At 58.4% G+C, this 10,980-nt stretch carries 13 protein-coding genes; 12 read left to right on the top strand and 1 reads right to left on the bottom strand.

Annotated elements, in window-relative coordinates; translation table 11 throughout:
• The 12 genes from RDL77_RS16575 to RDL77_RS16520 all read left to right on the top strand — a co-directional run.
• A partial coding sequence (locus RDL77_RS16575; RefSeq protein ID WP_288193806.1) for a hypothetical protein occupies positions 1-208 on the top strand: 208 nt, incomplete at its 5' end.
• A gap of 93 nt (positions 209-301) precedes the next feature.
• Positions 302-1,579, top strand: a complete 1,278-nt coding sequence (eno, locus tag RDL77_RS16570; RefSeq protein WP_223615004.1) for a phosphopyruvate hydratase — start codon at positions 302-304, stop codon at positions 1,577-1,579.
• 181 nt (positions 1,580-1,760) lie between these two features.
• Positions 1,761-2,093, top strand: a complete 333-nt coding sequence (locus RDL77_RS16565; protein WP_223615003.1) for a septum formation initiator family protein — start codon at positions 1,761-1,763, stop codon at positions 2,091-2,093.
• 128 nt (positions 2,094-2,221) lie between these two features.
• A complete protein-coding gene (pdhA, locus tag RDL77_RS16560) occupies positions 2,222-3,253 on the top strand; it encodes a pyruvate dehydrogenase (acetyl-transferring) E1 component subunit alpha (protein WP_288193805.1) in 1,032 nt (343 codons plus the stop codon).
• Between the two features lie 13 nt (positions 3,254-3,266).
• A complete protein-coding gene (locus RDL77_RS16555) occupies positions 3,267-4,661 on the top strand; it encodes a pyruvate dehydrogenase complex E1 component subunit beta (protein ID WP_223615001.1) in 1,395 nt (464 codons plus the stop codon).
• Between the two features lie 16 nt (positions 4,662-4,677).
• Positions 4,678-6,009: a pyruvate dehydrogenase complex dihydrolipoamide acetyltransferase gene (locus RDL77_RS16550; RefSeq protein WP_223615000.1), complete on the top strand. Its 1,332-nt coding sequence runs from the start codon at positions 4,678-4,680 to the stop codon at positions 6,007-6,009.
• 8 nt (positions 6,010-6,017) lie between these two features.
• Positions 6,018-6,656: an SGNH/GDSL hydrolase family protein gene (locus RDL77_RS16545; RefSeq protein WP_288193804.1), complete on the top strand. Its 639-nt coding sequence runs from the start codon at positions 6,018-6,020 to the stop codon at positions 6,654-6,656.
• 23 nt (positions 6,657-6,679) lie between these two features.
• Positions 6,680-8,125 (top strand): dihydrolipoyl dehydrogenase, encoded by a 1,446-nt coding sequence (lpdA, locus tag RDL77_RS16540; protein ID WP_223614998.1) that lies wholly within the window; start codon positions 6,680-6,682, stop codon positions 8,123-8,125.
• Between the two features lie 22 nt (positions 8,126-8,147).
• Positions 8,148-8,411: a hypothetical protein gene (locus tag RDL77_RS16535; RefSeq protein ID WP_374042734.1), complete on the top strand. Its 264-nt coding sequence runs from the start codon at positions 8,148-8,150 to the stop codon at positions 8,409-8,411.
• A 15-nt stretch (positions 8,412-8,426) separates the two neighbouring features.
• Entirely contained in the window at positions 8,427-8,705 is a 279-nt protein-coding gene (locus tag RDL77_RS16530; RefSeq protein ID WP_223614997.1) for a GlsB/YeaQ/YmgE family stress response membrane protein, read from the top strand.
• Between the two features lie 14 nt (positions 8,706-8,719).
• Positions 8,720-9,685, top strand: coding sequence for a lipoyl synthase (gene lipA, locus RDL77_RS16525; RefSeq protein ID WP_130269307.1), 966 nt, complete (start codon positions 8,720-8,722; stop codon positions 9,683-9,685).
• A 4-nt stretch (positions 9,686-9,689) separates the two neighbouring features.
• Positions 9,690-10,148, top strand: a complete 459-nt coding sequence (locus tag RDL77_RS16520) for a type II toxin-antitoxin system RatA family toxin (protein WP_105732851.1) — start codon at positions 9,690-9,692, stop codon at positions 10,146-10,148.
• Positions 10,149-10,225: 77 nt separating this feature from the next.
• On the opposite strand, the gene RDL77_RS16515 is transcribed toward RDL77_RS16520, so the two are convergent.
• Positions 10,226-10,855: a DUF1062 domain-containing protein gene (locus tag RDL77_RS16515; protein ID WP_288193802.1), complete on the bottom strand. Its 630-nt coding sequence runs from the start codon at positions 10,853-10,855 to the stop codon at positions 10,226-10,228.
• Positions 10,856-10,980 lie beyond the last annotated feature (125 nt).

Here is a 10,980-nt window from a genome sequence, read left to right as displayed (position 1 = left end):
TAATATCCGCCAGATCGATGTCGATCACTGCCGCGTATTCCGCGTCAGCATCGGCTTCCAGCAGCTGCGGATCCGCCAGCCATTTTTCCATGCCCTGGATACGACGCTCCAGGGTACGGCGGTCGCCCTAACCCTCCGCGACCATCCCCCTCTGCAGAACCAGGTTGGTGGTTCAGTAATCAACGCGACGGCCTTTTTTCTGTTTTGAGCAACAATTCGTCTTCATGGGGATTTTCCTTGTCATCTTCATTCGCTATTCCAGTGGCGAATGCTGCCCAATGCAAATTGAAGGAAAAGCCTTATGACTGCTATTGTCGATATTATTGGCCGTGAAATTCTGGATAGTCGCGGGAACCCGACTGTTGAGGTCGATGTCATTCTCGAAGACGGCTCACTGGGCCGCGCGGCGGTCCCATCCGGCGCATCGACGGGTGCACATGAGGCCGTGGAACTGCGCGATGGTGGCACACGCTATCTCGGCAAGGGCGTTCTGAAGGCTGTCGATGCCGTCAATGGCGAACTGTTCGATGCAATCGGCGGTCTCGACGCGGAAAACCAGATCCACATCGACAAGACCATGATCGATCTCGATGGCACGCCGAACAAGAGCCGTCTTGGCGCCAACGCCATTCTCGGCGTATCGCTCGCCGTTGCCAAGGCCGCCGCTGAATCCTCCGGCCTGCCGCTCTACCGCTATCTCGGCGGACCGAACGCCCATGTCCTGCCGGTACCGATGATGAACATCATCAACGGCGGCGCGCATGCCGACAATCCGATCGATTTTCAGGAATTCATGATTCTCCCGGTTGGCGCATCGTCACTGGCCGAAGCCGTGCGTTACGGTGCGGAAGTGTTCCACACGCTGAAGAAGCGCCTGAAGGATGCCGGCCACAACACCAATGTGGGCGACGAGGGCGGTTTTGCGCCGAACCTGAAGACGGCACCGGCTGCACTGGACTTCATCATGGAGTCCATCGAGAAAGCCGGTTTCAAGCCGGGCGAAGAAATCGCCATCGGTCTCGATTGCGCTGCAACCGAATTCTTCAAGGACGGCAATTACGTCTATGAAGGCGAGAAGAAGAGCCGCGATCCGAAGACCCAGGCAAAGTATCTGGCCAAGCTGGCGGCTGACTACCCGATCATCAGCATCGAAGACGGCATGTCCGAAGATGACTGGGAAGGCTGGAAATACCTGACTGACCTCATCGGCGACAAGTGCCAGCTCGTCGGCGACGATCTGTTCGTCACCAATTCGGCTCGTCTGCGCGATGGCATCAAGATGGGCGTGGCCAATTCCATTCTCGTCAAGGTGAACCAGATCGGCACGTTGTCGGAAACCTTCGACGCGGTCGATACGGCGCATCGCGCAGGCTATACGGCCGTCATGTCGCACCGCTCCGGTGAAACCGAAGACTCGACGATTGCCGATCTCGCCGTCGCCACCAATTGCGGACAGATCAAGACCGGCTCACTTTCCCGCTCCGACCGGATCGCCAAGTACAACCAGCTGATCCGTATCGAGCAGGAACTCGGACCGCAGGCCCGTTATGCCGGCCGCGGCATTTTCCGCAGCCTCTGATACGCATCACATTCGAGCGATTGAGATGGCGGGCCCTGTGCCCGCCATTTTGTTTCGGTGGGGCTGCCCAGAGCAGCCGGAACGGCAAATTTAATCGGCTGTTAAGCAAAACATTGTTTTATGGCCGTGTGACTAATCGGGCCATCGTGACCTGATTCCGCATCCCTTCGGGTCATTTGCCATGTGGACAAAACAAAGACGGAAAACCAATCGCGGACGGCTTGTCGTGCCGATCCTTGCCTCGATGTTTTTCGCCTATTTCGGTTTCCATGCCTATCACGGCGAATACGGTCTCTACTCCACCATCAAGCTGCAGGATCAGACCCGGCTGCTGCGCGCCCAGTACGACGCGGTCAAGGCGTCGCGCACGGAGCTTGAACGGGAAGTACAACTTATGCATGATGGAACAATCGAGCGGGACATGTTAGATGAACAGGCCCGCAAGGCGTTGAATGTATCGCGGCCGGACGAAGTCACAATTATGCGTGGCTCGGGTGATTTAACTATTAACTGAATTCAGGTTAATTCACTTTTTATCGTGCATTTTGAACGTCTTATTTGCATAGCTCTTATTCAATTCTGCATATTGTAAGTTCTGCTCCTGCTGCTATTGTCGTCCGACAAAATAACAGGGAGTGAGATATGGCTACGAGGGCGAAAAAAAGCCCTGCGCGTTCTGCGCAGACCTCTGCTGTCAAAGCACCAAAACCAATCGAGTACACAAAGGAGCAGGAGCTCTACGCCTACCGCGAAATGCTGCTGATCCGGCGTTTCGAAGAAAAGGCCGGCCAGCTCTACGGTATGGGTTTCATTGGCGGTTTCTGCCATCTCTATATCGGTCAGGAAGCTGTTGTGACCGGCATGCAGGCGACACTGATTGAAGGCGATCAGGTCATCACCGGTTATCGCGACCACGGCCACATGCTGGCCTGCGGCATGAGCGCCCGGGGCGTCATGGCCGAGCTGACCGGACGCCGCGGCGGCCTTTCCAAGGGCAAGGGCGGCTCCATGCACATGTTCTCGAAAGAGAAGCACTTTTACGGCGGTCACGGCATCGTCGGTGCGCAGGTCTCCCTCGGTACGGGCCTCGCCTTTGCCAATCGCTATCGCGACAACGGCAATGTCTCCCTTGCTTATTTCGGTGACGGTGCGGCCAACCAGGGCCAGGTCTACGAAAGCTTCAACATGGCGGCGCTCTGGAAGCTGCCGGTCATCTACATCATCGAAAACAACCGTTACGCCATGGGTACGGCGGTTTCCCGCGCTTCGGCCGAAACCGATTTCTCCCGTCGCGGCATTTCCTTCAACATCCCCGGTATTCAGGTCGACGGCATGGATGTCCGCGCCGTTCAGGCTGCTGGCGAAGAAGCCACCGCATGGGCGCGCTCCGGCAAGGGCCCGATGATCCTGGAAATGCAGACATACCGGTATCGCGGTCACTCCATGTCGGATCCGGCCAAGTACCGTTCCAAGGACGAAGTGCAGAAGATGCGCTCCGAACACGATCCCATCGAGCAGGTGAAGAGCCGGTTGATCGACAAGGGCTGGTCCACCGAGGACGACCTGAAGAAGATCGACAAGGACGTTCGCGACATCGTTGCCGACGCAGCGGATTTCGCCCAGTCCGATCCGGAGCCGGATGCATCCGAGCTCTATACCGACATTCTGCTCTAAGGGAGGCGCAACCATGCCTGTAGATATTCTGATGCCAGCGCTCTCGCCGACCATGGAAGAGGGCAAACTGTCGAAATGGCTGAAAAAGGAAGGTGACAAGGTCACCTCCGGCGACGTTCTCGCGGAAATCGAAACCGACAAGGCGACGATGGAAGTGGAAGCGGTCGATGAAGGCACCATCGGCAAGATTCTCATTGCCGAAGGCACCGACAACGTGAAGGTCAACACCGTCATCGCCGTTCTCCTGGGCGACGGTGAAAGCGCCGATGCCGCCAGCGCGCCAAAGGCTGCAGCCGCTGAAGCGCCTGCCAAGGCGGAAGAAGCCCCGCAGCAGGAAGCGGAGGCTGCAAAGCCCGCTGCGACCGTTCCGGCAGCGCCGAAGACCGAAGTTGCCGCCGATCCGGACATTCCGGCAGGCACCGAGATGGTCTCGACCACCGTGCGCGAAGCGCTGCGCGACGCCATGGCGGAAGAAATGCGCCGTGATCCCAACGTCTTCATCATGGGTGAAGAAGTCGCCGAATATCAGGGCGCCTACAAGATCACCCAAGGTCTGCTCGACGAATTCGGCCCGCGCCGCGTTGTCGATACGCCGATCACCGAACACGGCTTTGCCGGCGTCGGTGTTGGCGCTGCCATGACCGGCCTGCGCCCGATCGTTGAATTCATGACCTTCAACTTCGCCATGCAGGCGATTGACCAGATCATCAATTCGGCGGCCAAGACACTCTATATGTCCGGCGGCCAGATGGGCGCACCGATGGTGTTCCGTGGTCCTTCCGGCGCTGCTGCCCGCGTCGCGGCCCAGCACTCCCAGTGCTATGCCGCTTGGTACAGCCATATTCCGGGCCTCAAGGTCGTCATGCCCTACACGGCTGCCGATGCGAAGGGTCTGCTCAAGGCTGCGATCCGCGATCCGAACCCGGTCATCTTCCTCGAAAACGAAATCCTCTACGGTCACTCCTTCGATGTGCCGAAGCTCGATGATTTCGTCCTGCCGATCGGCAAGGCCCGCATCCACAAGAAGGGCACGGACGTTACGCTCGTCTCCTTCGGCATCGGCATGAACTACACGGTCAAGGCGGCGGAAGAGCTGGCCAAGCTCGGCATCGATGCTGAGATCATCGATCTGCGCACCATCCGTCCGATGGACATTCCGACGGTTGTCGAATCGGTCAAGAAGACCGGTCGCTGCGTCACCATCGAGGAAGGCTATCCGCAGTCCTCGGTCGGTACGGAAATTGCCACCCGCGTCATGCAGCAGGCTTTCGATTATCTCGATGCGCCGATCCTGACGATTGCCGGCAAGGACGTTCCGATGCCCTATGCCGCCAATCTGGAAAAGCTGGCATTGCCGAACGTTCAAGAAATCGTCGAGGCCGTCAAAGCTGTGACATACACAGCGTAAAGGGGAGGAAATCGATATGCCGATCAATATCACCATGCCGGCTCTTTCTCCCACGATGGAAGAGGGCAATCTTGCCAAATGGCTTGTCAAGGAAGGCGATAAGGTTGGTCCCGGCGATGTGATTGCCGAGATCGAAACCGACAAGGCAACGATGGAAGTCGAAGCGGTCGACGAAGGCACGGTCGCCAAGATCGTGGTTCCCGCCGGTACGGAAGGCGTCAAGGTCAATGCGCTGATCGCCATTCTGGCGGCGGACGGCGAAGATGTCGGTGCTGCTGCCAAGGGCGGCGACGCAGCTCCCGCGAAAGCAGAAGCCGCACCTGCGCCCGCCAAGGCCGAAGCACCCAAGGAAACGGCGCCAGCGCCGGCTGCACCAGCCGCCGCAGTTGCTGCTCCGGCAAAGTCCGGCGACCGGACATTCTCGTCGCCGCTGGCCCGCCGCATCGCCAAGGACGCCGGTATCGATCTTTCCGCTGTAACGGGCTCCGGCCCGCATGGCCGCGTCATCAAGAAAGACGTCGAGGCAGCAATCTCCGGCGGTGGTGCCAAGGCACCTGCGGCAGCTGCCGCGGCCACGCCGGCGGCGGCTCCCAAGCCCATGTCGGACGATACGGTGCTGAAACTGTTCGAGGAAGGCTCCTACGAGCTCGTGCCGCATGACGGCATGCGCAAGACGATTGCCAAGCGCCTGCTGGAAGCCAAATCGACGGTTCCGCATTTCTATCTGACGGTCGATTGCGAACTCGACGCATTGCTGGCGCTGCGTGCCCAGATCAATGCGGCATCGCCGATGCGCAAGACGGAAAAGGGCGACGTTCCCGCCTACAAGCTGTCCGTCAATGACATGATCATCAAGGCGATGGCTCTGGCCCTGCGCGATGTTCCGGACGCCAATGTGTCCTGGACCGAAGCCAACATGGTCAAGCACAAGCATTCCGACGTGGGCGTTGCCGTGTCGATCCCCGGCGGCCTGATCACGCCGATCATCCGCAAGGCCGAGGAAAAGACCTTGTCCACCATCTCCAACGAGATGAAGGACCTGGCCAAGCGCGCGCGCGACCGCAAGCTGAAGCCCGAGGAATACCAGGGCGGCACGACAGCGGTTTCCAACCTCGGCATGTTCGGCGTCAAGGACTTCGCCGCCATCATCAACCCGCCGCATGCCACCATTCTGGCAATCGGTGCGGGTGAAGAGCGGGCGGTTGTCAAGAAGGGTGAGATCAAGGTCGCCACGGTCATGTCCGTGACGCTTTCGACCGATCACCGCGCCGTCGATGGAGCCTTGGGTGCCGAGCTTGCTCAGGCCTTCAAGCGCCACATCGAAAACCCGATGGGCATGCTGGTCTGAGGCCGACGATGAAAACGGTGCTCTGCTATGGCGATTCACTGACCTGGGGGTACATTCCCGACGGGTCAGGTCGCCATGCGCTGGGCGATCGCTGGCCACAGATTTTGCAGGCAGAGCTTGGCGGCAGCGTGAATGTTGTCGCGGATGGCCTGAACGGGCGGACAACCGCCTTCGACGACCATCTCTCGGGGTTTGAACGCAATGCTGCCAAGACGCTGACCACCGCGCTTGGCACGCATTTTCCGCTCGACCTCGTGATTGTCATGCTCGGCACCAACGATATGAAGAGCTTCATCTGCGGCAATGCGTTAGGCGCCAAGCGCGGCATGCAGCGGCTGATCGAGATCATCCGTACCGCGCCGTACCAGCTTGATGCGAAAGCGCCGCGGATTTTGATCATGTCACCGCCGGCGCTGGGCGAGACGGACGGTCCGGAATTCCGACTGGTGTTCGAGCAGGGCATCGAACAGTCGCGCCGGCTCGCCGCCTTTTATGAAGATGCCGCCCGGCAGGCCGATTGCGCGTTTTTCGATGCGGGATCGGTGGCGAAGACATCGCCGGTCGATGGCGTGCATCTGGATGCAGACAATACACGGGCAATCGGCAAGGCCATTGCACCAATCGTTCGAGGCATACTCGATATTTAGTTCAGTCTTAGGAGGACCGAGACTTGGCCAATAATTACGACGTGATCATCATTGGTTCCGGCCCGGGCGGCTATATCGCCGCTATCCGTTCCGCGCAGCTGGGATTGAAGACGGCCATCGTGGAACGCGAGCATCTCGCCGGTATCTGTTCCAACTGGGGCTGCATACCGACAAAGGCGCTGCTGCGCTCGGCAGAAATCTTTCATTACGCCGAACACGCGAAGAATTACGGCCTGAAGATCGAAGGCAGCGTGACTGCTGACCTCAAGGCCATCGTTGCACGCTCGCGCGGCATTGCCGAGCGGATGAATGGCGGCGTCGGCTTCCTGATGAAGAAGAACAAGGTCGATGTCATCTGGGGCGAGGCCAAGCTGACCAAGCCTGGCGAGATCGTCGTGTCCAAGACCACCAAGAAGCCGGTCGAGCCGCAGGCGCCGCTGCCCAAGAATACCCTGGGCGAGGGCACTTATACGGCCAAGCATATCATCATCGCCACCGGTGCCCGTCCGCGCGCGCTTCCGGGTATCGAGCCGGATGGCAAGCTGATCTGGACCTATTTCGAGGCGATGAAGCCGGAAGAAATGCCGAAATCGCTGCTCGTCATGGGGTCTGGCGCCATCGGTATCGAATTCGCATCGTTCTACCGCACGATGGGCGTTGACGTGACCGTTGTCGAAGTCATGCCGCAGGTCATGCCGGTTGAAGACACCGAGATTGCCAACTTTGCCCGCAAGCAGTTCGAAAAGCAGGGCATGAAGATCATTCTCGATGCCAAGGTGACCAAGGTCGAGAAGTCAGCCAATTCCATCACCGCCCATGTGGAAAAGAAGGACGGCAAGGTCGAAAAAATCACCGCGGACCGCATGGTCTCGGCTGTCGGCGTACAGGGCAATATTGAAAACATCGGCCTTGAGGCACTGGGCATCAAGACCGATCGCGGCTGCATCGTCATTGACGGCTATGGCAAGACCAACGTTCCCGGCATCTATGCCATCGGCGACGTCGCCGGACCGCCCATGCTGGCGCACAAGGCCGAGCACGAAGCTGTCATCTGTGTCGAGAAGATCGCCGGACTGCCGAACGTGCATCCGATGGACAAGGCCAAGATCCCGGGCTGCACCTATTGCAACCCTCAGGTTGCTTCCGTTGGTTTGACCGAAGCCAAGGCGAAAGCGGAAGGCTATGACGTCCGCGTCGGCCGTTTCCCGTTCGTGGCCAACGGCAAGGCGATTGCGCTGGGTGAAGACCAGGGCATGGTCAAGACCGTCTTCGACAAGAAGACCGGCCAACTCCTCGGCGCCCATCTCGTCGGTGCTGAGGTGACGGAACTGATCCAGGGTTTTGTGGTTGCGATGAACCTCGAAACGACCGAAGAAGAACTGATGCACACGATCTTCCCGCATCCGACCCTGTCGGAAACGATGAAGGAAAGCGTGCTGGATGCCTATGGACGTGCACTGAACGCCTGATAACGAAAGGAATTCCGGTCCGTTGGTCACCATCAAAGACAGCAAACCCTGGATTCGCCTGTCATGGGCAATCCTCAAATGGTCGACCCTGCTGGGTCTTGCATTGGGGTTTGCTGCGTCTGCCTTGAGTCTGGTTTCCGGCAACACCATATCCATCAATGGCACGGCCATCGGCGGCTGGACCGGTGTGTGGGTGGTGACTTTTGCCTGCGGGTTGGGTGGTTTTCTTTTCGGTGCTATATGGGCTCTGGTGTTTCGTGCCATTGCGATTGCATCAGGACGATAGGGCGAGCGAGGGAAGATGGATCAGCCTGTCGGTATCATGAGCATGCCCGGTGTCGGTTTCTTCGGGATGCTGGTCATCGGCTTCATCGCCGGATATATCGCGGAAAAGGCGATGAGCCGCAATCATGGCTTGTTCACCAATATTCTTGTTGGTATTGCCGGATCGTTCGTGGGTGGCACGCTGGCCGGATTGTTGAATTTCAACTTTTACGGCTTTTTTGGAAATCTGATTGTTGCGACGGCGGGCGCAATTATCATTCTGTGGATTTTTGGCAAAGCCAGATCCTCGAATTAAACTAGGAAGTCCTGATGGTAACGGTTCTCGATACGATCGATCAAAAGCGGCGCCTGCGGCATCCGGAAAAGGCGCATCGTCCGGATACGGAAATTCTGAAGAAGCCGGACTGGATTCGCGTCAAGGCGCCGGTCTCCAAAGGCTATGCGGAGACGCGCGAGATCGTGCGCTCGCACAGCCTCGTGACCGTGTGCGAAGAGGCCGGTTGCCCGAATATCGGCGAGTGCTGGGACAAGAAACACGCCACCTTCATGATCATGGGCGAGATCTGCACCCGTGCCTGCGCGTTCTGCAACGTCGCAACGGGATTGCCAACGGCGCTTGATCCGAACGAGCCGGAAAATGTCGGCAAGGCCGTCAAGAAAATGGGCCTGACCCATGTGGTCATCACCTCGGTCGATCGTGACGATCTTCCCGATGGCGGCGCCCAGCATTTTGCCGACGTCATCAACGCGATCCGTGCGATTTCTCCCGGCACGACGGTTGAAATCCTCACGCCGGATTTCCTGCGCAAGGACGGTGCGCTTGAGATCGTCGTTGCCGCGCGCCCCGACGTGTTCAACCACAATCTGGAAACGGTGCCTTCCAACTATCTCAAGGTGCGTCCGGGCGCCCGTTATTTCCATTCCATCCGCCTGCTGCAGCGGGTGAAGGAACTCGATCCGACCATCTTCACCAAATCCGGCATCATGGTCGGCCTCGGCGAAGAGCGCAACGAAGTGCTGCAGCTGATGGACGACCTGCGTTCGGCCAATGTCGACTTCATGACCATCGGCCAGTACCTGCAGCCCACGCGCAAGCATCATCCGGTTCTCAACTATGTCACGCCGGACGAATTCAAGTCCTATGCGACCATCGCCAAGACCAAGGGCTTCCTGGTGGTTGCATCGAGCCCGCTGACACGCTCGTCGCACCATGCGGGTGATGATTTCGCCAAGCTGAAGGCTGCACGCGAGGCGCTGCACGCCAACAGAAGCTGACTGAATGCCGAAATTCGATACGACACGCCCCGTGGTGCATCGGGCCGAGCAGATGTTCGATCTGGTGGCGGATGTGGAAAGCTATCCGCAGTTCCTGCCGATGTGCGAAAGCCTGAAGGTGCGCTCACGTAAGGAGCGCGACGGCAAGACGCTGCTCATTGCCGATATGACCGTAGGCTACAAGCTGATCCGCGAGACGTTTACCAGCCAGGTTCTGCTCAAGCCGGACGAGAAGGTGATCGAGACCAAATATGTCGACGGGCCGTTCCGCTATCTCGACAACAAATGGCAGTTCGTGCCCTCCGCGAACCCGGAACATTCCGAGGTCAAATTCTACATCGACTATGAATTCAAAAGCCGCACGCTCGGTTTTTTGATGGGATCGATGTTCGATATTGCCTTCCGGAAATTCACCGAAGCATTTGAAAAGCGCGCCGACCAGATTTACGGACGCGATTCATAACGCAAAACCATCTTTTAATTTGCCGGATAACTAAAATACCCCACAGCGCAGGAATCGCCGCCGTGGGGTGTTCTGTTTCAGCCGTTCACCTGTCTGCTTGCCGCATCGATAATCCTGCCGCGCCCTGGTTCGTCGGAAATATCCAGGAGAACGACCAGACCATCTCCAACGCTTTTTCGCAGAATGTTGCGACCCGATGGCACCGTGGACAGCAGGCCGTCGCTTTCGAGTGTCTGTATCCGGCTGCGGGATAAAGCCAGTTCCGAAGCCAGAAGCCGGTCGAGGCGCACGGTCGTTGTCAGTGGCAGTCTGAGTTCAATCGACAGATACGTTACATCCAGCGCGTGAGAGAGAAGCTTCTTCCTGACGGTAACATCTGAGAACTCCGTGACCTCCATTGCCTTCAATCCCATTGGATTGAATGCCAGACGCTTGAGCCATTCCGGATCGTTGGTCTGAAGCGCTGCAAGGGTTTGCAGGTCGATATCCCGGACATGCCTGCGCTCGAAAATCGTGCGGTTCCACGTGTTGTCGCAGACCGTGCATTTGTAGATGAGCCAGGCATCGAGTTTGCGGCCATTGGCGTTGAGCCGGGCCTTGCCGCTGGATTGGAAGGGCCGCACGCAGCGGCAATGGCTGCAGGCGATGCGAGGCTGGGGAGCCGTTCGTGGAACAATGGTCCATTGGACGCAGAGAGTATTGGACATGCCGTCTTGATCTTCCTTTTGGAAGTTCAGCAAGAAGGCTGTCAGACAGTCATGGACTGAGCGCGGTGTGGCGTGTTCGGGGATGGGAAGAGTTTTGGGCCGATGCGTTTGCGGAAGGCGCACGC

Source organism: uncultured Phyllobacterium sp., assembly GCF_902479695.1.
Classification (GTDB): domain Bacteria; phylum Pseudomonadota; class Alphaproteobacteria; order Rhizobiales; family Rhizobiaceae; genus Phyllobacterium; species Phyllobacterium calauticae.
Note: the sequence above shows the minus strand (reverse complement) of the source record. Positions and strands in the feature narration are given on the sequence as shown.

Excerpts from the sequence above, each read along its gene's own strand:
- RDL77_RS16550 (WP_223615000.1), top strand. The coding sequence starts at position 4,678 with ATGCCGATCAATATCACCATGCCGGCTCTTTCTCCCACGATGGAAGAG.
- RDL77_RS16530 (WP_223614997.1), top strand. The coding sequence starts at position 8,427 with ATGGATCAGCCTGTCGGTATCATGAGCATGCCCGGTGTCGGTTTCTTC.
- lipA (WP_130269307.1), top strand. The coding sequence starts at position 8,720 with ATGGTAACGGTTCTCGATACGATCGATCAAAAGCGGCGCCTGCGGCAT.
- RDL77_RS16555 (WP_223615001.1), top strand. The coding sequence starts at position 3,267 with ATGCCTGTAGATATTCTGATGCCAGCGCTCTCGCCGACCATGGAAGAG.
- eno (WP_223615004.1), top strand. The coding sequence starts at position 302 with ATGACTGCTATTGTCGATATTATTGGCCGTGAAATTCTGGATAGTCGC.
- RDL77_RS16520 (WP_105732851.1), top strand. The coding sequence starts at position 9,690 with ATGCCGAAATTCGATACGACACGCCCCGTGGTGCATCGGGCCGAGCAG.
- RDL77_RS16545 (WP_288193804.1), top strand. The coding sequence starts at position 6,018 with ATGAAAACGGTGCTCTGCTATGGCGATTCACTGACCTGGGGGTACATT.
- RDL77_RS16515 (WP_288193802.1), bottom strand. The coding sequence starts at position 10,855 with ATGTCCAATACTCTCTGCGTCCAATGGACCATTGTTCCACGAACGGCT.
- RDL77_RS16565 (WP_223615003.1), top strand. The coding sequence starts at position 1,761 with ATGTGGACAAAACAAAGACGGAAAACCAATCGCGGACGGCTTGTCGTG.
- pdhA (WP_288193805.1), top strand. The coding sequence starts at position 2,222 with ATGGCTACGAGGGCGAAAAAAAGCCCTGCGCGTTCTGCGCAGACCTCT.